Annotated in this window: 23 protein-coding genes; 9 read left to right on the top strand and 14 right to left on the bottom strand. The window is 72.1% G+C overall.

Annotated elements, in window-relative coordinates:
• Positions 1-97 precede the first annotated feature (97 nt).
• On the top strand, positions 98-1,405 hold the full coding sequence (locus JIAGA_RS31780) for a hypothetical protein (protein WP_051426405.1): 1,308 nt from the start codon (positions 98-100) through the stop codon (positions 1,403-1,405).
• A 43-nt stretch (positions 1,406-1,448) separates the two neighbouring features.
• Here JIAGA_RS31780 and JIAGA_RS0122410 read toward each other — a convergent pair whose 3' ends face one another.
• On the bottom strand, positions 1,449-2,636 hold the full coding sequence (locus tag JIAGA_RS0122410) for an acetate/propionate family kinase (RefSeq protein ID WP_026877369.1): 1,188 nt from the start codon (positions 2,634-2,636) through the stop codon (positions 1,449-1,451).
• A gap of 44 nt (positions 2,637-2,680) precedes the next feature.
• Here JIAGA_RS0122410 and JIAGA_RS0122405 point away from each other — a divergent pair, with 44 nt between their 5' ends.
• On the top strand, positions 2,681-3,643 hold the full coding sequence (locus JIAGA_RS0122405) for an LLM class flavin-dependent oxidoreductase (protein WP_211239798.1): 963 nt from the start codon (positions 2,681-2,683) through the stop codon (positions 3,641-3,643).
• Between the two features lie 110 nt (positions 3,644-3,753).
• On the opposite strand, the gene pta is transcribed toward JIAGA_RS0122405, so the two are convergent.
• From pta to JIAGA_RS31775, 3 genes are all read right to left on the bottom strand, one after another.
• Positions 3,754-5,820: a phosphate acetyltransferase gene (gene pta, locus JIAGA_RS0122400; RefSeq protein ID WP_026877367.1), complete on the bottom strand. Its 2,067-nt coding sequence runs from the start codon at positions 5,818-5,820 to the stop codon at positions 3,754-3,756.
• A gap of 74 nt (positions 5,821-5,894) precedes the next feature.
• Positions 5,895-6,110 carry a PspC domain-containing protein gene (locus JIAGA_RS0122395; protein ID WP_051426404.1) on the bottom strand — a complete coding sequence of 72 codons (216 nt, stop codon included), beginning with the start codon at positions 6,108-6,110 and terminating at the stop codon, positions 5,895-5,897.
• A 71-nt stretch (positions 6,111-6,181) separates the two neighbouring features.
• Positions 6,182-6,784 carry a uridine kinase family protein gene (locus JIAGA_RS31775; RefSeq protein ID WP_211239797.1) on the bottom strand — a complete coding sequence of 201 codons (603 nt, stop codon included), beginning with the start codon at positions 6,782-6,784 and terminating at the stop codon, positions 6,182-6,184.
• Between the two features lie 161 nt (positions 6,785-6,945).
• Here JIAGA_RS31775 and JIAGA_RS0122380 point away from each other — a divergent pair, with 161 nt between their 5' ends.
• From JIAGA_RS0122380 to JIAGA_RS0122365, 4 genes are read left to right on the top strand one after another with little or no spacing between them, the layout of a single operon-like run.
• Positions 6,946-7,257 (top strand): metal-sensitive transcriptional regulator, encoded by a 312-nt coding sequence (locus JIAGA_RS0122380; protein ID WP_026877365.1) that lies wholly within the window; start codon positions 6,946-6,948, stop codon positions 7,255-7,257.
• 35 nt (positions 7,258-7,292) lie between these two features.
• Positions 7,293-7,502 carry a heavy-metal-associated domain-containing protein gene (locus tag JIAGA_RS0122375; RefSeq protein WP_026877364.1) on the top strand — a complete coding sequence of 70 codons (210 nt, stop codon included), beginning with the start codon at positions 7,293-7,295 and terminating at the stop codon, positions 7,500-7,502.
• Positions 7,503-7,525: 23 nt separating this feature from the next.
• Positions 7,526-8,488, top strand: a complete 963-nt coding sequence (locus JIAGA_RS0122370) for a hypothetical protein (RefSeq protein WP_026877363.1) — start codon at positions 7,526-7,528, stop codon at positions 8,486-8,488.
• Entirely contained in the window at positions 8,485-10,722 is a 2,238-nt protein-coding gene (locus JIAGA_RS0122365) for a heavy metal translocating P-type ATPase (protein WP_026877362.1), read from the top strand. Before JIAGA_RS0122370 ends, JIAGA_RS0122365 begins: the two co-directional genes overlap by 4 nt.
• On the opposite strand, the gene JIAGA_RS0122360 is transcribed toward JIAGA_RS0122365, so the two are convergent.
• The gene (locus JIAGA_RS0122360) at positions 10,706-11,848 is read right to left on the bottom strand and encodes a CapA family protein (protein WP_026877361.1); all 1,143 of its coding nucleotides are present in this window, start codon (positions 11,846-11,848) and stop codon (positions 10,706-10,708) included. The two genes, JIAGA_RS0122365 and JIAGA_RS0122360, sit on opposite strands and share 17 nt — an antisense overlap.
• 574 nt (positions 11,849-12,422) lie before the next feature.
• Here JIAGA_RS0122360 and JIAGA_RS0122355 point away from each other — a divergent pair.
• Both JIAGA_RS0122355 and JIAGA_RS0122350 read left to right on the top strand, forming a co-directional pair.
• Complete coding sequence (locus JIAGA_RS0122355; protein ID WP_026877360.1) at positions 12,423-12,758, top strand: helix-turn-helix transcriptional regulator; 336 nt, start codon at positions 12,423-12,425, stop codon at positions 12,756-12,758.
• Positions 12,755-13,960, top strand: a complete 1,206-nt coding sequence (locus tag JIAGA_RS0122350; protein ID WP_026877359.1) for an HAAS signaling domain-containing protein — start codon at positions 12,755-12,757, stop codon at positions 13,958-13,960. Before JIAGA_RS0122355 ends, JIAGA_RS0122350 begins: the two co-directional genes overlap by 4 nt.
• A gap of 7 nt (positions 13,961-13,967) precedes the next feature.
• Here the strand turns inward: JIAGA_RS0122350 and JIAGA_RS0122345 are convergent, their stop codons facing one another.
• The 7 genes from JIAGA_RS0122345 to JIAGA_RS31765 form a co-directional block, all read right to left on the bottom strand.
• Complete coding sequence (locus JIAGA_RS0122345) at positions 13,968-14,840, bottom strand: aldehyde dehydrogenase family protein (RefSeq protein ID WP_026877358.1); 873 nt, start codon at positions 14,838-14,840, stop codon at positions 13,968-13,970.
• Between the two features lie 40 nt (positions 14,841-14,880).
• Positions 14,881-16,326 carry an aldehyde dehydrogenase family protein gene (locus JIAGA_RS0122340; RefSeq protein ID WP_026877357.1) on the bottom strand — a complete coding sequence of 482 codons (1,446 nt, stop codon included), beginning with the start codon at positions 16,324-16,326 and terminating at the stop codon, positions 14,881-14,883.
• Between the two features lie 13 nt (positions 16,327-16,339).
• Entirely contained in the window at positions 16,340-17,320 is a 981-nt protein-coding gene (gene deoC, locus JIAGA_RS0122335) for a deoxyribose-phosphate aldolase (protein ID WP_051426403.1), read from the bottom strand.
• Complete coding sequence (locus JIAGA_RS34075) at positions 17,317-17,967, bottom strand: helix-turn-helix domain-containing protein (RefSeq protein WP_157553426.1); 651 nt, start codon at positions 17,965-17,967, stop codon at positions 17,317-17,319. Before JIAGA_RS34075 ends, deoC begins: the two co-directional genes overlap by 4 nt.
• A 465-nt stretch (positions 17,968-18,432) precedes the next feature.
• The gene (locus JIAGA_RS0122325; RefSeq protein WP_026877355.1) at positions 18,433-20,118 is read right to left on the bottom strand and encodes a phosphohexomutase domain-containing protein; all 1,686 of its coding nucleotides are present in this window, start codon (positions 20,116-20,118) and stop codon (positions 18,433-18,435) included.
• A gap of 70 nt (positions 20,119-20,188) precedes the next feature.
• The gene (locus JIAGA_RS0122320; protein ID WP_026877354.1) at positions 20,189-21,004 is read right to left on the bottom strand and encodes a purine-nucleoside phosphorylase; all 816 of its coding nucleotides are present in this window, start codon (positions 21,002-21,004) and stop codon (positions 20,189-20,191) included.
• A 56-nt stretch (positions 21,005-21,060) separates the two neighbouring features.
• Positions 21,061-21,651: a signal peptidase II gene (locus JIAGA_RS31765; protein WP_211239795.1), complete on the bottom strand. Its 591-nt coding sequence runs from the start codon at positions 21,649-21,651 to the stop codon at positions 21,061-21,063.
• Between the two features lie 66 nt (positions 21,652-21,717).
• Here JIAGA_RS31765 and JIAGA_RS0122310 point away from each other — a divergent pair, with 66 nt between their 5' ends.
• Positions 21,718-23,091 (top strand): NAD(P)H-quinone dehydrogenase, encoded by a 1,374-nt coding sequence (locus tag JIAGA_RS0122310; RefSeq protein WP_026877353.1) that lies wholly within the window; start codon positions 21,718-21,720, stop codon positions 23,089-23,091.
• A 23-nt stretch (positions 23,092-23,114) separates the two neighbouring features.
• Here JIAGA_RS0122310 and JIAGA_RS31760 read toward each other — a convergent pair whose 3' ends face one another.
• A complete protein-coding gene (locus JIAGA_RS31760; RefSeq protein WP_051426401.1) occupies positions 23,115-23,633 on the bottom strand; it encodes an NUDIX hydrolase in 519 nt (172 codons plus the stop codon).
• A 21-nt stretch (positions 23,634-23,654) separates the two neighbouring features.
• Positions 23,655-24,887 carry a hypothetical protein gene (locus JIAGA_RS31755; protein WP_051426400.1) on the bottom strand — a complete coding sequence of 411 codons (1,233 nt, stop codon included), beginning with the start codon at positions 24,885-24,887 and terminating at the stop codon, positions 23,655-23,657.
• Positions 24,888-24,944: the final 57 nt, after the last annotated feature.

Here is a 24,944-nt window from a genome sequence, read left to right as displayed (position 1 = left end):
GCCCGACTACTGGTGCGAACCGGTGGGCGCCACCGGTCGGCCGGCGAACCGCAACGCGTGACAGCATGGCCGCAGCCGAACCCGTCGGAGGTGAGCCGTGGCGCCGAAGCTCGTCGAGCAGGTGACGACAGCCGCCGGGCTCGGAGCGCTGGCCGGCGCGGCCCTCGGTGCCGGCCGGGGCCGGCGCTCAACCGGCCTGGCCGCCCTGGCCGGCGCGGCTGTCCTGGGCGCGTCGGAGCTGGTCGCGCGGCGACGGCAGCGGCCGGACGAGATCCCGGTGCTCCCACATCGGATCCTCGCCAGCGCTGCCATCGCGGCACCGGCCGGCTGGGTCGCGGGCGCCGTCGCCCGGCAGCCGGCGTCCCGGGTGGCGCTGGCTGCCGGGTCCGTGGCGGGTGCGCTCGGCGTGCGGCCGCAGAAAGTGCTGCTCGGGCCGGTGGTCGGGCTGCTCGCCGGCCGGGCGCTGGGGCGGTACGGCAGTTCGCCGGCGGTGGCCGCCGCGGCCGCCGTCGTCGCCTACCGGGTCACCGCGGCGGCGCTGTTCCGGAACCCTCAGGTGACGCTGCTGGCCGAGCGTGCCGACGCGGGTGCGCTGCCGTTCGTCGTCCCGCTAGCGGCGCGGGGGCGCTACGTCGGCACCGACTACATGCGTGAACTGGCCGACCGGACCGGCGGCGCCTACACCCGCGACGCCCGTGACGTCGGCATCGTCGACACTCTGGCCGACCTCGCCGGGCCGCAGTTCGATCCGGCCTTCGTCCATCCGCTCGTGCGCGAGTTCTACGAGCACACCACCCGGTTCACCCTCGACATCGTCCCGGAGTGGCGGATGTGGGTTCGGCCGGGCTACCTGCTCTACAGCGCGTTGATGGCCCGGCCACTGGGCCAGGCCAACGTCCCGATGAACCAGCGGCAGGCGCTGCGCGGCGTGGTCAGTCGCATCGACACCGTCGACCGCGGTGACGACGCACCGCTGGTGCGGGGCTGGATCCGCTCCTACGCCGACGACGACGCGCCCATCTACGTCGGCGTCTACACCACCTACCGCCACGACGGCCGCGGCTACGTCAGCGTCGGATTCCCGCTGCCGGAGTCGAACTTCACCGCCACCCTGGAGCCGCGGAACCGGGCCGGCGGCGGGCTCGTCCTCACCAGCGGCAGCGACCTGGCACACCCGGGTCACTACCTGACCTTCGTCGACGACGATCGTGGCGAGCTGACGTCGTTGGCGGTGACGGGCTTCGGCGAGACGCTGGACGTGTACCCCGACGGCGACGAGCTGCGTGCCGACCACGCGTTCTCGGTGTTCGGCCTGCCGTTCCTGGTGCTGCGCTACCGCATCCGCCGCGCCCAGCCGGTTGATCTTGGAGTTCTCGCGGAATCAATCGGGCAAATCGGGCGGTGAATCCGCGGAAACTCCAAGATCAACGGGCTGGGGGCGGGGGCGGTCAGCCGACGAGCTCGGCCGCCTGCCGCGCGATCTCCAGCTCCTCGTTGGTCGGCACCACCATCACCCGGACGTCGGCGCCGTCGGGGGAGATGACGTGCGCCCGGCTGCTGACGAAGGAGTTTCGGACATGGTCGACCTCGACGCCGAGGCGGCGCATCCCGGCCAGCGCGTGCGACCGCACCCAGGAGTCGTTCTCGCCGACACCGGCGGTGAACACGATGGCGTGCGCGTGTCCGAGAACGGCGAGGTAGGCGCCCACGTAACGACGGATGCGGTGGCAGTACACCTCGCGGGCCAGCCGGGCGGACTCGTCGCCGGCGCGGGCGCGGCGGTGCACCTCGCGCATGTCGTTCGCGCCGGCGAGGCCCAGCATGCCGCTGCGGCGATTGAGCATCTCGTCGAGCTCGTCGACCGACAGCCCCGCCTCGCGGTGCAGGTATGTGAGCACCCCGGGGTCGACGTCGCCGCCGCGGGTGCCCATCACCAAGCCCTCCAGCGGGGTCAGCCCCATCGACGTGTCGACGGAGCGGCCGCCGCGCACCGCGGTCGCGGACGCGCCGTTGCCCAGGTGCAGCACGATGAGGTTGGCATCGTCCGGGTTCAGCTCCAGCAACCGAGCGGCTTCGCGGCTGACGTAGGACACCGACGTGCCGTGGAAACCGTACCGGCGCACCCGGTGCGTCGAGGCCAGCTCGCGGTCCAGGGCGTACGTGTATGCCGACGGCGGCAGGCTCTGGTGGAACGCGGTGTCGAAGACCGCCACGTGCGGCAGGTCCGGCAGCGCGCGCCGGGCCAGCCGCAGCGCGGTCAGCCCGGGCGGATTGTGCAGCGGGGCCAGCGGCGCCAGCTCCTCGATGACCTCTTCGACGTCATCGTCCACCAGCACGGGCTCGGAGAACCGGTCCCCGCCGTGCACGATCCGGTGTCCGACGGCGGCGAGGTCGCGCTCGGCCAGCCCGCCGGTCGCGTCGAACGCCGTGACGATGTCGTCCAGGGCGGCGGCGTGGTCGGCCAGCTCGGCGTCGCGTTCGTCGACGTCGTCGCCGATTTCGTGCCGGACTCGTCCGTCCGGTTCGCCGATGCGTTCGGCGATGCCCTTGGCCAGGACGGTCGGCCCGGACGGGTCGATCAACTGGTACTTGATCGACGACGAGCCGCAGTTCAGCACGAGGACGGTCGAGGTCATCGGTGTCGTCCGTTCCTGTCGGAGGGGAGCGTTAGTCTGCCGGCATGCCGAGCAACCAGCTCCAGATCGGAATGTGCTTCGACCGGACGTTCCCACCCGGCTTCGTCACCGAGGTCGCCCATTCGCTCGACCAGGGCGGCGCCGGTCAGCTGTGGGTCATCGAGGATTGCTTCTTCACCTCCGGGCCCAGCCTGGCCGCGGCGGCGCTGAGCGTCACCGAACGGCTCACCGTCGGCGTGGGTATCCTGCCCGCGGTGGTGCGCACCGCCGCCGTCACGGCCATGGAGATCGCCACCCTCGACGGGCTCGGCCCGGGCCGGTTGCTGCCGGGCATCGGGCACGGCGTGCAGTCGTGGATGGGCCAGATGGGCGTGCGTCCGGCCTCCCCGCTCACCGCGCTGGAAGAGGTCATGGTCGCGGTCGACCGGCTGCTGGCGGGTGAGAAGCTGACCATGCATGGTCAGTACGTGCACCTCGACGACGTCCAGCTCGACCAGCCGCCGGCCGAGCCGCCGCCGCTGCTGGCCGGGGTGCGCGGGCCGAAGTCGCTGGCCATGGCCGGCCGGGTTGCCGGGGGCCTGGTGCTGGCCGAGCCGGCCGGCGCGTCGTACGTGCGCTGGTCGCTGGAGCAGGCCGGCCGCAGCGCCGACGATTTCCACGTCGCCGTGTTCGGCGTGCTGTGCGTGGCCAGGGAACGCGCCGAGGCGTACCGCACCATGGCGCCATGGCTGGGCCGGCAGCTCGACCACCCCTCGCCCAGCCTCACCACGCTGCCGTTCCACGCCGACCTCGCCGCCCGCTACGCCGAGAAGGGCCTGGACGGGCTGGCCACCATCCCGCCGCACTGGTGGGCCGAGATGGCGCCGGTCGGCACCCTGGACGACGCCGCCGCGCACCTGCAGGCGCTCGACGACGCCGGTGTGCGCAGCGTCGGGCTGTACCCGATGCCCGACGTCGAGATCGCGCGGGCGCAGGTGAACGACATCCTGGCGCTGGCCCGCGGTTAGCGTAGCCGGTTCGTGGGCGGATGCCGTCAGGGGTAGGCGCGGGCGTCCGAGCGAGGAACGAGCGAGGCGGGCGGGGACGGCATCCGCCCACCAACCGGCGGCTCTCGTGCTCACGAGGCCCTCGCCGACTGGGCCTGGATCGCCGTGATCGCGATCGTATTGACGATGTCGCGTACCAGCGCGCCGCGCGACAGGTCGTTCACCGGCCGGTTCAAACCCTGCAGCACCGGCCCCACCGCCACCGCGCCGGCGCTGCGTTGTACGGCCTTGTAGGTGTTGTTGCCGGTGTTCAGGTCGGGGAACACGAACACCGTGGCCCGGCCGGCCACCTCACTGCCGGGCAGCTTGGCGCGGGCGACGCTCGCGTCCACCGCGGCGTCGTACTGGATCGGGCCCTCGACCTCCAGGTCCGGCCGGCGCTCGCGAACCAGTGCCGTCGCCGCCCGCACCTTGTCCACGTCCGACCCGGTGCCGGACTCCCCGGTCGAGTACGACAGCATCGCGACCCGCGGCTCCACCCCGAACTGCGCCGCGGTGGCCGCCGACGAGATGGCGATGTCGGCCAGCTGCTCGGCTGTCGGGTCCGGGTTGACCGCGCAGTCGCCGTACACCAGCACCCGGTCGCGCAGGCACATGAAGAAGACACTGGACACGATGGACACCCCGGGCGGTGTCTTGACCACCTCGAACGCCGGCCGGATGGTGTGCGCGGTGGTGTGCGCCGCGCCGGACACCATGCCGTCGGCCAGACCCTGCTGCACCATCATCGTGCCGAAGTACGACACGTCGGCCACCTGGTCCCAGGCGGCCTCCTGAGTGACACCGCGGTGGGCGCGCAGCCGGGCGTACTCGTGCGCGAACCGGCCGCGCAGCTCGCTCTCACGCGGGTCGATGACGTCGGCGACACCGATGTCCACCCCGATCCGGTCGGCGGCAGCGCGGACGTCGTCAGGGCGGCCCAGCAAGGTGAGCTCGGCGATGCCGCGGCGCAGCACCGTGTCGGCGGCCCGCAGCACCCGCTCCTCCTCGCCCTCGGGGAGCACGATGTGCTGGCGCTGAGCTTTCGCTTGGTCGATGAGGTCGTGCTCGAACATCAGGGGCGTCACGACGCTGCTGCGGGTGACGTCGAGGCGGTCCAGCAGGTCACCGGCCTCGACGTGCCGGTCGAACAGGGCCAGCGCCGTCTGCACCTTGCGGGTGGCGCCGTGGGTGAGGCGGCCGCGGACCGCCGCCAGCCGGGTCGCAGTGCCGAAGGTGTCGCCGGGCATCGTCGCGATCGGCAGCTCCAGGTCCAGGCCGTCCATGAGCTGCACCACCTGCGGCGGCAGGTCGAATCCGCCGTTGAGCACGATGCCGGCCAGCGTCGGCAGGGTCTTCGACGCGTGCGCCAGCAGGACCCCGAGCAGCACGTCGCTGCGGTCGGCCGGAGTGATGACGACGGCGTCGTCGGCCAGCCGGTCCAGCACGTTCGGCAACGTCATCCCGGCTACCACCAGGCCGCTCACCTCGCGGCCGAGACGTTCCGGGGCGCCACGGAACAGCGCGCCGCCGCCGGCCTGGACGAGATCGCCCATGGTGGGCGCGGACAGCAGCGGCTCCTCCGGCAGGGCGAACGCCGGGCCGTACCCGCTCAGCGCCGCGCGGGCGTCGTCGAGGGCCGCCGGCGGCACCCGGTTGGCCACCACCGCGGCCAGGGTGCCGTAGTTGGCGGCGAGCTCCGAGGTCGCCAGCTCGGCGACGGCGGCCAGGTCGGTGGCGGTGCGGTCGTGGCCGTTGAGCACCAGCACGACCGGCGCGCCGAGGTTGGCCGCCACCCTGGCGTTGAAGGAGAACTCCGTCGGGCTGTCGACGTCGGTGTAGTCACTGCCGACGACGACCACGGCCTCGCACTGCGACGCCACCGCGCGGTAGCGGCTGAGAATGGTGCTCATGGCTGCATCGGGGTCGGCGTGCACGTCCTCGTACGTGACACCGGCGCAGTCGTCGTAGGGCAGGTCAACGCCGTCGTGCGCGAGCAACAGCTCGAGCACGTAGTCCGGCTGCCGGCCGGAGCGCACCACCGGGCGGAACACCCCGACCCTGCCGATGCGCCGGGTCAGCGCTTCCAGCGTGCCTAGCGCCACGGTGGACTTTCCGGTCTCACCGGTCACCGAGGCCACGTAGACGCTGCGAACCACCTCGTGAGGCTATCTCGGGATACGCGGCGATCGGTGGTCCTGTGCGGCGAGTCACGCAGGTGCTCGGGCGGTGGTCAGTCCTCGTTGGGCATGATGATCCACATGGCGATGTAGGCCAGCACCTGCGGGCCGGGCAGCAGGCACGACACCAGGGCCAGGATGCGGACGGTTCGGGTTTTCATGCCGAAGCGGTGGGCCAGGCCCGCGCACACACCGGCGATCATCCGGTTACCGCGCGGACGCACCAACCCGCCGCGGCTGGCGGTGGGGTAGTAGTCGCTTGTACTCATACCTCAACGGTAGGCCGCGGACGGCATCTCAAACGTCCCCCTCGAGGATGGGCGGACCCGGATATCCCCGGTCAGGGCATCCCGGACGGCGACTCGGCAGCGACCCTGAGGGCCTCCCGCGCGTGTGCGGCGTCGGCCGGGCGGGCGCCGAGCTCGCGCTGCCGGCGCAGCACGGCCCGCTCGGCCCGGAGCAGGGCCAGGCCTCGGCGCAGCAGGGTGAGCGGCCGTTTGCGGCGCTCAGCGAGGTCGCGGGTGAGGCGGCGCACGAAGTTCTTCCACGGCTTGCGGTGCAGGACGATGGCATCGGCCAGGATGCCGCGGGAGCGGCATTCGCGCACGATCTCCGCCGCGAACAGCCCTTCGGCGACGAACACCGGCGCGGCCCCGACGGTGAACGGCTCGCTGCCGGTGGTGCGGTCGTGCGCGATGTCGTAGACCGGGATCCGCGCCGAGCCGGTGCGGCACAGCTCGGTGAGCGTGTCGACGGCGCGCCCGGCGTCCCACGCGCGCGGATCGTCCCAGTCGACGATGCCGAGATCGAGCCGGCGGGGCATGTCGGGGTCGTCGCCGTCGCGGTAGAAGTGGTCGAGGTTCAGGACCGGCAGCCCACTCTCGCGGGCCAGCCTGGACTTGCCGCTGCCTGACGGGCCGGCGAGGAGGACGACACGGTGCACGGGCCCCAAGTCTGGCACGCCACCCGGCCGGCCTGCCGCGTCGTACCGGTGAGCCACACCACTCGACATACCCTAGGGGGGTAGTGTACGGTTCAAAGCAGTGAGGGGTACCGCACCGGGGTATGGTTCTGGTGGGTATCGCTCGAAGGAAAGGGACCGCCATGACCGAGACGCCGGCCGATGCACACGCCACGCACGGCTACATCAACCGCAAGGACGACTACCTCAAGCGGCTCAGCCGCATCGAGGGGCAGGCTCGCGGGCTGCAGCGCATGGTGCAGGAGGAGAAGTACTGCATCGACATCCTGACGCAGGTGTCGGCCATGACGAAGGCGCTGGAGTCGGTGGCGCTCGGGTTGCTCGAGGAGCACCTGGCGCACTGCGTGGTCGAGGCCGCGCGGGCCGGTGGTCCGGAGGCCGACATCAAGGTCAAGGAAGCGTCGGACGCCATCGCCCGTCTCGTGCGGTCCTGACCATCCCACACCATCACGGCAGAAGGGGTTTCGCCATGACCACGTCCACCTACACCGTCGTCGGCATGACCTGCGGGCACTGCGTGAGCTCGGTCCGCGAAGAGGTGGGCCGCATCGACGGTGTCACCCAGGTCGACGTGAACCTCGCCAGTGGCGCGGTCGACGTCACCAGTGACGCTCCACTGACGGACGACACTGTGCGGGCTGCGGTCGAAGAGGCCGGCTACCAGCTCGCCGGGTCCTGAGCCGCGGGCGAGGAGCGCACCTCATGAACGCTCCCGCCAAGCTCGGCGTCTACGCACTCTGCCTGGCCGGCGTGTTCGGTCTGGCCGCCGGCCTCGGCCGCGCGGCCGGGCCGATCGGCGTCGACGACGAACCCGCCGCGGCCGAAGCCGAACACGACGACGCGCCTGCCGACGCCCACGGCGACGAGCCTGCAGACACCCACGACGACGGTGGCGGCGACCACGGCGGCGAGGCAGCGGCGGCCCACCTGCCCGGAGGACTCATGGTGTCCGAGAACGGCTACACATTCGCGCTCGATGCCGCCGCCCTGCCGGCCGGACCGGCCACGCCGCTGTCCTTCCGGATCCTCGGACCCGACGGCGACGCCGTCACGGCGTTCACCGAGTCCCACGAGGAAGAGCTGCACCTCATCGCCGTCCGTCGCGACCTCACCGGCTACCAGCACGTGCACCCGGTCCGCGACGCCGCGGGCACCTGGAGCATCCCGCTGGCCCTGACGCCGGGCGAATGGAAGCTGTTCGCCGACTTCGTCCCCGCCGGCGAGGACGACGGGCTGGTGCTGGGCGTGGACCTCGCCGTCGCCGGTGCTTACCAGCCGGCCGCGCTGCCGGCGCCGTCCGCCACCGCCGAGGTCGACGGCTACACCGTCACCCTGGACGGCGACCTGCACCCGGGTGAGGAGTCCAAACTCACCCTGTCGGTCAGCCGCGACGGTCAACCGGTCACCGACCTGGAGCCGTACCTGGGTGCCTATGGCCACCTGGTGGCGCTGCGCGACGGCGACCTCGCCTACCTGCACGTCCACCCGGAGGGCGAACCCGGCGACGGCACCACCGCGCCCGGGCCGGACATCGCCTTCTACGCCACCGCCGCATCGGCCGGCGACTACCGCCTGTTCCTGGACTTCAAGCACGACGGCGTCGTGCGTACCGCCGAGTTCACCATGCACGCCGACGGCGCCGCGACCTACGGGGAGGATTCATGAGCTTCGCCACCGTCGACCTCGAGATCGGCGGCATGACCTGCGCGTCCTGCGCGGCCCGGGTGGAGAAGCGGCTCAACCGGCTCGACGGCGTCGAGGCCAGTGTCAACTACGCGACGGAGAAAGCGCGCGTGAGCTACGGCGACGGCGTCGAGACCGCGCAGCTCATCGCGGCCGTCGAGGCCGCGGGTTACACCGCCCGGCTGCCCGAGCCGCCGGCCGCCGATGCCGGTGCGACCGCCGACGATGACGGCCGCCCGGACCCGGTGCGCGCGCTGCGCGACAAGCTGATCGTGACCGCGGTCCTCAGCGTTCCGGTCGTCGCGATGTCGATGATCCCGGCCCTGCAGTTCGACTACTGGCAGTGGCTGTCGCTCACGCTCGCGGCGCCCGTGGTGGTCTGGGGCGGCGCGGCTTTCCACCGAGCCGCCTGGGCCAACCTGCGGCACGGCAGCGCCACCATGGACACACTGGTGTCGATGGGCACGCTGGCCGCCCTCGGCTGGTCGCTGTATGCGTTGTTCCTCGGCACGGCCGGCATGCCGGGCATGGAGCACCCGTTCGAACTGACCATCTCCCGCGGTGACGGCGAGGGCAACATCTACCTCGAGGTCGCCGCCGGGGTCACCACGTTCATCCTGGCCGGGCGCTATTTCGAGGCCAGGTCGAAGCGGCGGGCGGGTGCCGCACTGCGCGCTCTGCTGGAGCTGGGCGCGAAGGAGGTCTCCGTCCTGCGCGGCGACCGCGAGGAGCGCATCCCGGCCGACCAACTCGCCGTCGGCGACGTGTTCGTGGTCCGGCCGGGGGAGAAGATCGCCACCGACGGTGTCGTCACCGAGGGCGCGTCGGCGGTCGACGTCTCCATGCTCACCGGCGAGTCCGTCCCCGTCGAGGTGGGTCCCGGTGACACCGTCGTCGGCGCCACCGTCAGTGCGCACGGCCGGCTGGTCGTGCGGGCCACCCGCATCGGTTCGGACACTCAGCTCGCACAGCTGGCGAAGCTGGTCGAGGACGCGCAGAGCGGCAAGGCCGAGGTGCAGCGGCTCGCCGACCGGGTCTCCGGGATCTTCGTCCCGATCGTCATCGCGCTGGCCGCGGGGACGCTCGGGTTCTGGCTTGGCACCGGCGGCGGCGCGGCCGCCGCCTTCACCGCCGCGGTCGCGGTGCTGATCATCGCCTGCCCGTGCGCGCTGGGCCTGGCCACGCCGACGGCGCTGCTGGTCGGCACCGGTCGCGGCGCCCAGCTCGGCATCATCATCAAGGGCCCGCAGGTTCTGGAGTCCACCCGCCGGGTCGACACCGTCGTCCTCGACAAGACCGGAACCGTCACCACCGGGACCATGGCGCTGCTCGATGTGGTGGCTGCCGACGATGCGGACCCTGACGAGGTGCTGCGGGTCGCCGGCGCGCTGGAGAGCGCCTCCGAGCACCCGATCGCCCGGGCGATCGCCGACGGGGCCGAGTCGCGGCTGGGTGCCCTGCCTGGCGTGGAGGACTTCCGCAACCTGGAGGGCCTGGGCGTACAGGGTGTGGTCGAGGGCCGCGCGGTCCTGGTCGGGCGCCCCCGTCTGCTGGCCGAGTGGTCGCAGCCGGTGCCGCCGTCGCTCGCCGAGGCGATGGAACGGGCCGAGGCGCAAGGCCGCACCGCGGCCGTCGTCAGCTGGGACGGCGCCGCCCGCGGCGTCATCGTGGTCGCCGACGCGGTCAAGCCGACCTCCGCGGACGCCGTGGCCCGGCTGCGCGCCCTCGGGCTCACGCCGATCCTGCTGACCGGCGACAACGAGGCGACCGCACAGTCCGTGGCGCGGCAGGTCGGTATCGATGACGTCGTGGCGGAGGTGCTGCCGGCCGACAAGGTCGACGTCGTCAAGCGGCTGCAGGCGGAGGGCAAGGTCGTCGCGATGGTCGGCGACGGCGTCAACGACGCGGCCGCGCTCGCCCAGGCCGACCTCGGCCTGGCCATGGGCACCGGCACCGACGTCGCGATCGAGGCGTCGGATCTGACGCTGGTCCGCGGTGATCTGCACGCCGCGGCCGACGCCATCCGGCTGGCCCGGCGCACCCTGACCACCATCAAGGGCAACCTGGTGTGGGCGTTCGCCTACAACGTCGCGGCGCTGCCGCTCGCGGCAGCCGGCCTGTTGAACCCGATGCTGGCCGGTGCGGCGATGGCGTTCTCCTCGGTGTTCGTGGTGTCCAACAGCCTGCGGCTGCGGCGGTTCACCGCAGCGCGGTGAGCCCGGCGCATTCGCGCAGCGCGTCGCGGTCGGCGGTCAACCGCTCGGCCGCGGCGCCGCTGGCGAACACCGGAAGTCCGTCGGCGCCGATCCGGGCCGGGGCCCACGCCTCGCCGGTCACCGCGCCGTCGTCGACGGTGAGGGTCAGCACTCCGGTGGTCGCGGCGGCGTCGGAACTCTGCGTGTACCAGACGAAGTTGCCCAGCCCGTACGCCACGTAGGCGCCGTCCGCTCCTAGCCGGCCGGCGCCCTGCAGCCGGTGGGTGTGGCTGCCGACGACGACGTCCGCGCCGGTCGCGGGCTCACTGAGGGATGCCGCCAGCGCGGTCTGTGACGGGCTCGGGCAGCTGTCGCCCTGCACGCCCCAGTGCAGGTAGACGACGACGATGTCGGCGACGGCCCGCGCCCGGGCGACCGCGCTCAGCAGCGGCGCCGGATCCAACGCCGTCGCCACCCCGGCGGACGTGTCGGTCGCGGCCCAGTGGGCGGTCGGGTCGGCGCCCGGGTCGTCGGGGACGTTGGCGCCGAGGACCGCGACCGTGGTGCCGCCGACGTCGCGGATCGCGGGCGCGAACGCTTCGGCCGCGTCGGCGCCGACCCCGACGACGTCCAGGCCCGGCCAGGCCGCCGCGGCCGCCGCCAGCGTGTCGCTCAGACCGTCCGGGCCGAAGTCCATGGCGTGGTTGTTCGCCATGGTCACGACGTCGACGCCGGCGCTCTGCAGGGCGGCCAGTGCGGCCGGCGGTGCCTGGAAGGTGTAGCGCTTGCCCGGCTCCGGCGTGCCACCGCTGCCCACCGACGACTCCAGGTTGACGACGGTGAGGTCCGCGGCGCCGAGTTGGCCGGCTATGGGGGCGAGCGCCGTGGCCGGGTCGTCGAGCCGCGCCCGCAGCACCCCTTCGAAGTGGATGTCGCCGGCGAACGCCAGCGTGACCGGCCCGGTCTCCGGCTCTGCGGTGGGTGCCGGTGTGTGCGGCGGCGACAGTGCCGTCGCCGTCGGCGTGGTCGTGGGTGTCGGGGGAGGCGCGGGCGGCGAGCCGGCGTCGTCGTCGGGGCCGGCTTCGTCCGCACAGCCGGCCACCGTGACGGCGACGAGCGCCGCCAGCAACAACCCGCGTCCGCGCATGCCCCGAGCCTATGGTCGGGGCGCCTCACACGATCGGTGGCGGCGGATGGTTGCGGAACTGTTCGACTCGCACTTCCCATCGGCGGCGGCGAGCGTCGCGCCACGCCCTGCTGCGGTGATAGGTCTCCGGCGGACGAGCCAGGCCGTAACGATCGGCCCATCAGTCGCCGGCGCGCGGATCGAGGATGAGGTCGAGGTGCGCCTGGAACCGCCTTCCCACCCCCCGTCGCGAGTCTCGTCCCAGACCTCCATGGGGCGGATGACTTTGCCGGATTCGTCCGTGACGACCAGCATGAGCCGTGCAGCGCCGGCAGGCCGGCGGTCGTCTTAGGCGGCCGCAGGCGTACGAAGCTGGGCGATGGCGGGTGGTTTGGTGGCGCCAGAGCACCACCAAACCACCCGCCATCACGGCGTCCGGCGAGTCGGCGGGGCTGGTGCGTATAGGTGCTCATTGCAAAGGTGCCCGGCACCCATCGCCGACCAGGCAGCTCGCGGCTACTCACGAGGCGGCGTGTCGACTACGCAGTACTGCGGTTCGCGTAATACTGTCCTCCGCACAGGAGAGGGGATGACCATGGACACCAGTCAGTTGCTCAAGGGGGTTCTCGACCTGGCTGTGCTCGCCGTGCTGCGCGAGGAGGACGGCTACGGCTACGACGTCGTCCGGCGGCTGCGAGCGGCCGGGCTGACCGAGGTCGGCGACGCCTCGGTGTACGGGACACTGCGGCGGCTCTACAGCGCCGGCGCGCTCACCACGTACGTCGTCCCCTCCGAGGAGGGCCCGCACCGCAAGTACTACAGCCTCAACGGCACCGGCCGGGACCTGCTGCGGCGCTCGGCCAAGACCTGGCGGGAGTTCGCCGGGGTACTGACGGACCTGGTCGACCAAGCCACGAAGGAGGCGGCGTGAGGACCACCCACCCGGCTGTCGCGAGCTATGTCGCGACGGTCCGCGAGGAACTCGTCGACCTGCCGGCGGACGAGATCGCAGAGATCGCCGAAGACGTCCGCGAACACCTGGAACAGGTGGCGGCCGAGTTCGGCGACGACGTCACGCTCGGCCAACTGGTCGAGCGGTTGGGAGCGCCGGCGGCATACGCGGCCGAGCTGCGTTCCGCCGCCGGGTTGCCGGAGCCGACGCCGGCCGGCACGGCCCAGGGCACTGGGTTCGGCCGCCGGTTGTTCCGGTTCCTGGTGTCGTTCTTCACCGTGGTGGCGCTCGGACTCGGGGCGCTGTCGCTGATCGACGTGGTGCTCGGGCTGAGCGGTGCACCCGCGTTCTTCGCGGTGCCGGCCTTGGTCGCCGGGGTGCTGGCGATGGCGGGGGCGCAACTGCTGGTGGCCGGCCGCGACGACCCGATGGCCGAACTGCGCCAGCTCCCCGGCGCGTCGTTGCTCATGCAGGTCGAGCAGTGGATGCGGGGGACGCCATGGGGTACCCCGGCCATCGAATTCGGCCGGTCGCTGCGTCCGGCCTGGTGGGTGGCCAGGGCGGTGGCGCTCGGCCTGATCGTCGCGTACATCACCAGCAGCGCCTCGACCGGGGCGCTGGTGTTCCTGGCCGCGCTGGTCGGTTCGGTGTGGCTCGGCCGCCGCACCGTCGACGGGCAGGTCGAGGGCCGGACGCGGCTGGCGATGCAGCTGGCCAACGCCGGCCTGGCCGTCGGCGGGCTGCTGGTAGCCGTCAATGTGATCGGCGGGTTTGCGGTTCCGCGGGTCGAGTACGTGGACAGCGGCTACAACCAGTTCGAGCCCGGCTTCTACACCACTGACGGCGTCGCGGTGACGAACATCTTCGCCTACGGCGCCGACGGCACTCTGTTGGAGAACGTCCGCCTCTACGACCAGGACGGGAGGCCGATCGACCTCGGCTGGGTCGAGCAGTGCTATGACGGCGCCTACCCGGAGCAGACGTTCGTCGAAGCCAACCCGTGGGGTGAGCACGTGTTCCCGCGGTTCACCGTCGGCGTCGAGCCGGACGGCAGCTGTGCCGAGCCGGTTCTGGAGCCGCCACTGGGCGACCTGCTGCCGGGCGCGGTCGAAACTCCGGCCCCTGTAGAGACGCCGGTCCCGGCTCCGGTGGAGACGCCGGTCCCGGCTCCGGTGGAATGACAGCGGTTCAGCTGCCGACGGGGTGCCAGACGGTCTTCGTCTCCAGGTAAGCGGTGATGCGCTCCAGACCGGGCTCGACGGTCCAGTCGGGCTCGGCCTCGGGCGTGCGCACTACCCGCTTGAGGTTGTCGGCGGCGGCCAGCTCGAGCTCGCGGGCGTGCTCGGGGTCGCCGGCGGCTCCGGTGAGGTCGACGGCGTTGACGTCCATGTGCGCGGCCAGCGTCGGGGCGGTGTCGCCGACCCGGCCGGTGAGGATGTTCACCACGCCGCCGGGGACGTCGGACGTCGCCAGCACCTCCGACAGCGTGATGGCCGGCAGCGGCCGCTCCAGCGACGCCGTCACCACCGCGGTGTTGCCGCCGACGATGACCGGCGCCAGCACCGACACCAGCCCGAGCAAAGACGAGCGCTGCGGTGCCAGCACCGCGACCACGCCGGTCGGCTCCGGCACGGAGAAGTCGAAGTACGGCCCGGCCACGGGGTTGCTGGACCCGACCACCTGGGCGATCTTGTCCGACCAGCCCGCGTACCAGACCCAGCGGTCGATGGCCTCGTCGACGAGCTTCTCGGCTTTCCCTCGGGCCAGCCCTTCACCGGCGGCGACCTCGTCGACGAACTGCCCGTGCCGGCCCTCCATCACCTCTGCCACCCGGTAGAGCACCTGGCCGCGGTTGTATGCCGTCGCGCCGGACCAGCCGGCGAACGCCTTACGGGCGGCGGAGACGGCGTCGCGGGCGTCCTTGCGGGATGCCCAGGCCGCGTTGGCCAAAAACCGGCCCTTGGCGTCGGTGACCTCGTAGGACCGGCCCGATTCCGAGCGCGGGAACTTGCCGCCGACGTACAGCTTGTAGGTCTTCTTCACCGCGAGTCGCTCTGTCACTCGGTCACGCCCCGCTTCTCGCTCGTCGCTGCTCCAGCCATCACGCGGCCTCCGACTTCAGGTATGCCAGCAGACCGTGCCGGCCGCCCTCACGGCCGTAACCGGACTCCTTGTATCCGCCGAACGGCGACGTCGGGTCGAACCGGTTGAACGTGTTGGCCCAGACGACGCCGGCGCGCAGCTGCTGCGACATCCAGAGGATGCGGGAGCCCTTGTCGGTCCACACGCCGGCGGACAATCCGTACGGCGTGTTGTTCGCCTTCTCGACCGCTTCGGCCGGGGTACGGAACGGCAGTACCGACAGCACCGGCCCGAAGATCTCCTCGCGGGCGATCCGGTGCGCCTGGCTGACGCCGGTGAACAGCGTCGGCGGGAACCAGTAGCCGCGGGCGGGCAGGTCGCACTCGGGCGACCACCGCTCGGCGCCTTCGGCCTCGCCCACCTCGGACAGTTCCCGGATGCGGGTGAGCTGCTCGGCGGAGTTGATCGCGCCGATGTCGGTGTTCTTGTCCAGCGGGTCGCCGACTCGCAGCGTGGTCAGCCGCCGCTTGAGCCGGTCGAGCACGTCGTCGTAGACGGACTCCTGCACCAGCAGCCGCGACCCGGCGCAGCACACGTGGCCCTGGTTGAAGAAGATGCCGTTGACGATGCCTTCGATGGCCTGGTCGATCGGGGCATCGTCGAACACGATGTTCGCCGCCTTGCCGCCCAGCTCGAGGGTGGCCGTCTTCGCCGTACCGGCGACGCTGCGGGCGATCTGCTTGCCCACCTCCGTCGATCCGGTGAACGCGACCTTGTCCACCCCCGGGTGCTCGACCAGCGACCGCCCGGTGTCGCCGGCGCCCGTCACGATGTTCACGACGCCCGGCGGCAGCTCGGCCTGCTGGCAGATCTCGGCGAACAGCAGCGCGGTCAGCGGTGTCGTCTCGGCCGGCTTGAGCACGACGGTGTTGCCGGCCGCGAGCGCCGGCGCGATCTTCCACGCCAGCATGAGCAGTGGGAAGTTCCACGGAATGACCTGTGCGGCGACACCGTACGGCCGCGGCTCGGGACCGGCGCCGGCCCAGCGCAGCTTGTCCGCCCAGCCCGCGTAGTAGAAGAAGTGCGCGGCGACCAGCGGGACGTCGACGTCGCGGGACTCGCGGATCGGCTTGCCGTTGTCGATGGACTCCAGCACGGCCAGTTCGCGGGCACGCTCCTGGATGATCCGGGCGATGCGGAACAGGTACTTGCCGCGGTCGCGCCCGGACAGCTTCGACCAGACCTTATCGTGAGCACGACGGGCGGCCTGCACGGCGGCGTCGACGTCGGCCGCCCCGGCCTGCGCAATCTCGGCGAGGACCTCCTCGGTAGCCGGGTTCACCGACTTGAACGACGTGCCGTCCACCGGCTCGACGAACTCGCCGTTCACGAACAGCCCGTACGAGCTCTTGATGTCGACGATCGCGCGGGACTCCGGTGCGGGCGCGTACTCGAACTTCGTCATCGTGGTGCCGCCTCTAGTCGAGCGTGAAGTAGTCGGGACCCGCATAGCGGCCGGTGCGCAGCTTCTGCCGCTGCATGAGCAGGTCGTTGAGCAGGCTGGAGGCCCCGAGGCGGAACCAGTCCGGATCCAGCCAGTCCTCGCCCACGGTCTCGTTCACCAGCACCAGATACTTGATGGCGTCCTTGCTGGTGCGGATGCCGCCGGCCGGCTTGACCCCGACCTGGCGCCCGGTGGTGTCGCGGAAGTCGCGTACCGCCTCTAGCATCACCAGGGTCACCGGGAGGGTGGCGGCCGGCGCCACCTTGCCGGTGCTGGTCTTGATGAAGTCGGCCCCGGCCAGCATGGCCAGCCACGACGCCCGGCGCACGTTGTCGTACGTCGCCAGCTCGCCGGTTTCGAGGATCACCTTCAGGTGCGCACCATCCGCGCCGTCGCGGGCGCAGGCCCGCTTGACCGCGACGATCTCGTCGAAGACCTGACCGTACCGGCCGGCCAGGAACGCGCCCCGGTCGATGACCATGTCGACCTCGTCGGCGCCCGCGGCGACCGCATCGCGGGTGTCGGCCTCCTTGACCGCGAGGCTGGTGCGACCGGACGGGAACCCGGTGGCGACGCTGGCCACCTTGACCGTCCGCTCGGCGCCGCCCAGGGCCTCCACCGCGGTGGCCACCAGGTCCGGGTACACACAGACGGCGGCGACGCGCGGGACGTCACGGTCGGACGGGTCAGGCCGCAGCGCCTTCGAGCACAGTGCCCGGACCTTGCCCGGAGTGTCCTGGCCTTCCAGCGTGGTCAGGTCGATCATCGAGATGGCGAGGTCGATGGCGAACTGCTTCGCGGTGGTCTTGATGGAACGGGTGGCCAGCGTGGCGGCTCGGGCCTCGGCGCCGACCTGGTCGACCCCGGGCAGCCCATGGAGGAAGCGCCGCAGCGACGCCTCCGAGGAGGTGATGTCGGACAGGCGCGCGTCGTCGAGCGCGGAAAGCACGGTCACCCTGCCGAGTCTAGGCCGCGCAGTGCCATCCTCCGCAGACGGCGACGGGCGAGGACCGGGTTCGGCGCGCCGCTGCGGCGTCGCCGCCGATACGCGAACGGCGGGGTCTTCACCCGCACATCCGGAACGTAGTGGCGGAACCGCCACGGTTGCCCCCAGTGCCCGACCCGGCTGACCCGCAGGTGAGCGGGGTACCGGCGACCCGCTGCGTCCCGGTCGACAACCAGTGGTTCATGGCCGATCACCTCGCCGTCCGGAGCGAGCAGGCCGAAGGTCAGACCGCACGCGACGAGGCAGCTGAACAACACCGGCCAGTGCGCCGACGTTCTGCCGGCCTCGATGCGCGCGATGGTTGACTGCGCATGGCCCGTCCGCGCCGCGAGTTCACGCTGACTCAAACCGGCGTAGGCACGAGCAGTACGCAGCACCGAACCTGCCGACAACAACGGATTCACGAACGACCCTTCGCGGACGGCCGGGTGGCCCCATTCCGGCTTGTCGCCACCCGTCCAGAGCGGCGCCGCCTTGCCGTCTCCGACGGTCCGATCCCGCCAGGGAAAGGTGTCATGGTCAGCATCACTCGTATGCTCGTCCGAGCCGGCGAACTCGGGGTTTCGAGAGTCTGAAGTGCTGGTCACATCGCTCATGGACCGATTCGACCACCCGTGTCGAGGCCTTGGCGGCGCGCACAGACGAAATGTGGACAACGGCATCGATCTCGGGTGCCTGTGGACAGCGGCGGCTCTCGCGGTCGGCGCCCGGGGGGCGGGGTTCTCACCATGGATGCCGACCCGCTGCAGGTCTGAGCGCGCTGGCGCCATCAGTGGCCACGCTGTTGCTATGGACATGCGGCCCCGCGCGGCTGGTCAGCGGTTGAGTGACCTCCTGGCGACGGATCCGGGACGGTGGCGGTTCACAGCCAGCCGCTGACCGAGTCGCGCGGCCGGGGCCGCGTGGCCGGTCAGGATCATGCGGTCGCCACCGGCGCGGGAGAGTCTGAGCGCGCCGATGCGTTCAGACCTGCACGCGCCCGGACCAGAGGTCGATGGGCCAGGCACGAGCAGGACCGAGAACCCGAACCGGTGGACCAGCCGTCGACTCGGCGGCCCGGGTCAGAGTCCCAGCGAGGCGCTGACGTCGGTGCGGAGCTGGGCGAGCCGGCCGGCTGCTTCGTCGCGTGCCGTGGCCAGGTCGGTCGGTCCGGTGACCGGGACGACGACCTCGAGGTAGCACTTCAGCTTGGGTTCGGTGCCGCTGGGCCGGACGATGACGCGGGAGCTGTCGGCGGTCAGGTAGCGCAGCCCGTCGGTGGGCGGTAGCCCGCCGTCACCGGCCAGGAGGTCGTCGGCGGTTGTGACGGGGGAGCCGGCCAGTCGCGCCGGCGGCGCGGCACGCAGCCGGGCCATCGCGCCGGCGATCAGCGACAGGTCGTCCACGCGCACCGACAGCTGGTCGGACGCGTGCAGGCCGTGGCGCAGCGCGAGGTCGTCCAGGAGGTCCCAGAGCGTCCGGCCGGCCGCGGCAGTGGCCGCTGCCAGCTCGGCCACCAGCACGGCGGTGGAGATGCCGTCCTTGTCGCGCACGGACTCCGGGTCGACGCAGTAACCCAGTGCCTCCTCGTAGCCGTAGCGCAGGTTCGGCACCCGGGAGATCCACTTGAACCCGGTGAGCGTCTCGGCGTGGTCCACGCCATGGCCCGCCGCGATCCGGCCGAGCAGCCGGGACGAGACGATGGAGTTCGCGAACACGCCGCCGCGGCCGGTCGCCGCCAGGTGCTCGCCCAGCAGTGCGCCGACCTGGTCGCCGTGCAGCATCCGCCAGCCGCCGCCGTCACGAGCTGGAACGGGCAGCGCGACGGCGCACCGGTCGGCGTCGGGATCGTTGGCGACGACGAGGTCGGCATCGACGTCGCGGGCCAGCGCGACCGCGAGGTCGATGGCGCCGGCCTCCTCGGGGTTCGGGAACGCGACGGTGGGGAAGTCGGGGTCCGGTTCAGCCTGCTCGGCCACGGCGTGCAGGTCGGTGAAGCCGGCCCGCCGCAGCGCCTCGACGACGGACGCCCCGCCGACACCGTGCAAGGACGTGAGGACGATGCGCACGCCGCGCGGACCGTCCGCCGCCGCGACCGCGGCGGCGGAATCCAGGTAGGCGTCGACGACGTCCTCGCCGATCTCCGTCCAGCCGCTCTCGGCGCGCGGGACCGACGCCACCGAGGCGACGGCGTCGATGCGCGCGGCGATCTCGGCGTCGGCCGGAGAGACGATCTGAGAACCGCCGTCCGGACCGCCGAGATACACCTTGTAGCCGTTGTCCTGTGGCGGGTTGTGGCTCGCGGTGACCATGACACCGGCGTCCGCGTTCAGCTGCCGAACCGAGAACGCCAGCACCGGCGTCGGCAGCGTCCGCGGCATGACCAGCGCCTCGATCCCGGCCGCGGTCATGACGGCGGCGGTGTCGACGGCGAAATCGTAGGAGCCGTAGCGGGCGTCGTAGCCGATGACCACCCGGTGCCGGCTGCCGCCGACCGGAGGGCGCGAGTCGGTCAGGTACGAGGCCAGGCCGGCGGCAGTACGGATGACGACGGCGCGGTTCATCCGGTTCGGGCCGGCGCCGATCGCGCCCCGCAGCCCGGCCGTGCCGAACTGCAGGAAGCCGGCGAACCGATCGGCCAGATCGGCCTGAGCCTCCGCGTCGCTGTCCGCCGCCAGCTCCACCAAAGCCTGCAGTTCGGCACGGGTGACCGGATCGGGGTCGTCGGCCAGCCAGGCGCGGGCGTGGTCGATCACGTCGCTCATCACCGGCAGTCGTCCTCTCGCTCGTGCTCCGCACGATCCTAGGGCCCCGACCAGCCTGCCCCGGCATGACGCCTCAGACGAGGCGGGCGACCACGGCGGCCAGCAGCGCGCTGATGCGAGGCCCGGCGGCGCGGCCGGCCTCGATGACCTCCTCGTGACTCAGCGGGGTCGCGCTGATGCCGGCGGCCGCGTTGGTGACCAGCGAGAGGCCCAGCACCTCCACCCCGGCCTCGCGCGCGGCGATGGCCTCGAGCGTCGTCGACATGCCCACCAGGTCGCCGCCGATGCGCTGGGCCATCCGCACCTCCGCCGGCGTCTCGTAGTGCGGCCCGCGGAACTGGACGTACACGCCCTCGGGCAGCGACGGGTCGACCTCGCGGGCCACGGCGCGCAACCGGGCGGCGTACAGGTCGGTGAGGTCGACGAACGTCGCGCCTTCGAGCGGCGATGTCGCGGTGAGGTTGATGTGGTCGCTGATCAGCACCGGTGTGCCGGCCGGCCACTCCTCGCGCAGCCCGCCGCAGCCGTTGGTCAGCACCAGCGTGGAGACCCCCGCCGCGGCGGCCGTCCGCACCCCGTGCACCACCGCGCGTACACCCCGGCCCTCGTACAGGTGGGTGCGCGAGCCCAGCACCAGGGCGTGCCGCCCGGTGTCGCCCACCCGGATCGAGCGGATGGTGCCGACGTGGCCGCCGACAGCAGGTGCGGCGAAGCCGGGGACGTCGGTGCTGGGGAGCTCCGCGACGGTCTCGCCGATCAGGTCCGCGGCGCCGCCCCAGCCGGAACCGAGCACCAGCGCGATGTCATGGCGCGGCACTCCGGTGACGGCGGCGAGGTGGTCGGCGGCGGCGCGGGCGGCCGGGCCGGGGTCGTCCAGGGCGTCGGTCACCGGGCGACTGTACCTCGGGCGGCTCAGAGGGCCACTCACGAACAGGCACGAAGCCGTCAGGAGGGATCGTCGGTGCCGCCGGGCGCCGAGGCGGGGGTCCGCGTGACGCCGTCGATGGTGCTGCCGCGCAACGTCAGGATCGCTATGAGCACGGCCGCCCCGGTGATCGCGATGTCGGCGATGTTGCCCACGAACAGGCCGCCGTAGTCGATGAAGTCGACGACGTGACCCTCCGGGAAACCGGGGTCGCGGAAGAGCCGGTCGATGAGGTTGCCGAACGCGCCGCCGAGCAGCATCCCCAGCGCTGCGGTCCAGCCCGGTGATCCGAGCCGGGCCGACGCCCGCAGGACCACCACGATGACGATCGCGACGATGAGCGTGAGCAGCCAGGTCATACCGGTCGCGATCGAGAACGCCGCGCCGGAGTTGTACAGCAGCCGCAGCTGCAGCAGGTCGCCGACGATCTCGATGGGCTCGCGGCCGGCCAGCGAGGACTCCGCCCAAACCTTCGTCAGCTGGTCGATCGTGGTGATCACGATCGTGATGGCGGCGAGCCAGCCGATCAGCCGCCAGTTGCGGCGCCGCACGGTGGGCTCGCCGGCGTCGGACGTGGCCTCGCCGGCGTCGTCATCGGGTATCGACGGCACGAAGACAGGGTGCCATGCCGGGCCGTGTCGGGCACCGACGGGGTGGATCGGCGCGAGTGGGGAACAATGGCCCACGTGACACGTGTGGCGATTCTCGGCGGCGGACCTGGCGGTTACGAGGCGGCCCTGGTGGCCGCGCAGCTCGGAGCGGAGGTCACCCTGGTCGATCGCGACGGCGTCGGCGGGTCGGCGGTCCTCACCGACTGCGTCCCCAGCAAGACGCTGATCGCGACGGCGGAGGTGGTCACCGAGGCGGCGGAGTCCGACGAACTCGGTGTGGTCATCGACTGTCCGGTCGGCGTCGACCTCGCCCGTGTCAACCATCGGGTGCTGGAGCTGGCCAAGGCACAGTCGGCCGACACGACGGCTGCGGTCGAGAAGGCCGGCGTGCAGATCGTGCGCGGCACCGGCCGGCTGGCGCCGGGCGACCGCGTCGTCGTCGACGACGGCGCGCACGAGTTCGTCGCCGACGTCGCGCTACTCGCCACCGGCGCGCGCCCACGCATCCTGCCGGAGGCCGAGCCCGACGGCGAGCGCATCCTGACCTGGGAGCAGGTCTACGACCTCACCGAGCTGCCGGAGCGGCTGGTGGTCGTCGGCTCCGGCGTCACCGGCGCGGAGTTCGCCAGCGCCTACAACGCGCTCGGCTCCGAAGTCACGCTGGTGTCGTCGCGCGATCGGGTCCTGCCGGGAGAGGATGCCGACGCCGCCTACGTCCTGGAAGAGGTGTTCGCCCGGCGGGGCCTCACCGTGCTGTCCCGGTCGCGCGCGGCGTCGGTCCGGCGCGACGGCGACGGCGTCCTGGTCAGCCTCACCGACGGACGGACCGTGCGCGGCTCGCACTGCCTGATGGCGGTCGGCTCGGTGCCGAACACCGAGGACCTGGGCTTGGACGAGTGCGGGGTCGCGCTGGACGAGCGCGGCTTCGTCAAGGTCGACCGGGTCTCGCGCACGTCCGCCCGCGGTGTCTACGCCGCCGGCGACGTCACCGGCGTCAACATGCTCGCCTCTGTCGCGGCGATGCAAGGTCGTACGGCCATGTGGCACGCCCTCGGCGACGCCGTCACACCGCTGGACCTCAAGACCGTCGCCGCCAACGTCTTCACCGCGCCCGAGATCGCCACCGTGGGCTGGAGTCAGGCCGCCGTCGACGCCGGCGAGATCGACGCCCGCGCGGTCAAGCTGCCGCTGGCCACCAACGCCCGGGCCAAGATGCAGGGCATCCACGACGGTTTCGTGAAGCTGTTCTGCCGGCCCGGCACCGGGATCATCGTCGGCGGGGTGGTCGTGTCGCCCAGGGCCAGCGAGCTGATCCACCCGATCTCGCTGGCGGTCGAGGCGTCCCTGACCGTGGACCAGATGGCACGGGCCTTCACGGTGTACCCGTCGCTGTCCGGGTCGGTGGCCGAAGCGGCCCGGCGGCTGCACCTGCGCACCTGACCGACGTGATCGACAGCGGGTTGCTACCCCGCCGGCGGTAGCGAGGGCCTGTCGATCACCTGGGACGGCGGCGGGTCGAACCAGGCGTCCGGGCCGGTGCCGTTCAGCGCATGCTCGAGGCGCTGCCGATGACGCGGCCACAGCTCCGGCAGTTCGTCCGGCGCGAACCACGCCACCGCCAGCGACTCGTCGTCGTTCACCCGCGCCTCACCGCCGACCGGCCGGCACCGGAACGCGATGTCGAGGAACTGCACGCGGTCGCCGTTCGGATAGCTCGCCGGTGGGTCGGTGACCACGCTGGTGATCCGCTCCACAGCGACGTGCACGCCCGTCTCCTCGTACGCCTCGCGGACGACGGCGTGCGCCGGCTGCTCACCGGGCTCCAGGATGCCGGAGACCAGCGACCACTCGCCGGTGTCGGACCGCTGATGCAGCAGCACCCGCCCGTCCTCGTCGACGACGATCGCGGTCACGCCGGTCAGCCACAGCAGGTCGTGGCCGACGTGCTCGCGCAGGGCCAGGATGAAGTCAGGAGTCGGCATGCGTCTACGTCCGGATCCGGGTCAGTCGCCGAATCCGCCGCCGAAGTCGCCGCCGCCGAATCCGCCGCCGAAGTCGCCCCCGTCGAACCCGCCGCCGAAGTCGCCACCGTCGCCGCCACCACCGAAGTCGCCGCCGCCGTCGACGTAGACCGGGCCGGCCATCGCGGAACCGAGCATCGTGCCCATGAGCATGCCGGGCAGCAGGCCGCCGTAGTAGCCGCCGGCCCAACCCCCGTACGCGGGCCCCGCGTCGTAGTAGGGCCGCCGCTCGCCGTCGCCGACCGGCACCATGCGCACGTCAGGGTCGCCGCCGTTCTTGATGCGCAGCGCGTCGGCGGCGCAGGCCGGCACGGTGCGCGGCGCGCCGTAGGGCGGCGCCCACTCGATGTCCTCGATCGACGGACCGTGGCCCGGGTCGAAGAAGCACGGCAGCCGCCGCTCCGGGATGGGCTCGTTCTTCAGCCGGGCATCGACGCAGGCCAGCAGCCAGCGGCCTTCTTCCAGCGCCGTGGTGACCGGCTTCAGGTCGGTGGGCCGCTCCGCACGCTCGGAGTACAGCTTGGCGTTCTCGTAGAGGTCGAGAGCGCGGCTGTACTCGTGGCGCGCCTCGATCGGCGCCCGGGAGTCGTCGCGCACGTCCAGGTCGATGGCGGACAGCCGCTCGCCGTACGCGGTGATGTCCTCCTCCAAGGCGCCGCGCACCTGCTCGAGCTGGGCGCGTTCCTTGGTGCGCTTGTTGCGGCGGTACAGCAGGAAACCGCCACCGCCCGCGGCGGCCAGGATGGCCAGGGGAAGCAGCCCGCCACCGCCGTTGCCCGCCGGTGCGCCGCCCCCGCCACCACCAGCGCCGCCGTCAGCCGCGAGCTCCTCCAGCCGAGGGACAAGCTCGTCGACGAACCCGGTGACATCGCGCGCCAGGTTCGTGGCGTCATCTCTCGCTTCCTGGACCGCGCTGGAGTTGAGGACCGTAGAGTCGATGCTGGCCCGCAGGTCCGGAAGCACGGCGACATAGGTGCCATCAGCACCGACTCCTCGAGCCATGTCGCGCAGACCGTTGCGGACATTCTCGGCGCTGGCCGGGAGAACCGCCATGTAAACGGGTGTGTCCGCATTGCTCAGCGTCTGCTCCGCAGCAGCTCGCGCCGAACGGTCGAAGGGACGGCCGGCGTCCTCGAGTTCTCGTGCCGCCTCCGGGGCGACATACAGCCTGGAGTTGCGGAGGGCTTGGGCTGCATCGTCGTAGACGCTCGACATATACCCATCATCCACGGTCTTCGGCGTCCTGCCACGGCCAGGTCCTGTGCAAAAGAT

Source organism: Jiangella gansuensis DSM 44835 (assembly GCF_000515395.1).
In the GTDB taxonomy this organism is placed as follows: Bacteria; Actinomycetota; Actinomycetes; order Jiangellales; family Jiangellaceae; genus Jiangella; species Jiangella gansuensis.
Note: the sequence above shows the minus strand (reverse complement) of the source record. Positions and strands in the feature narration are given on the sequence as shown.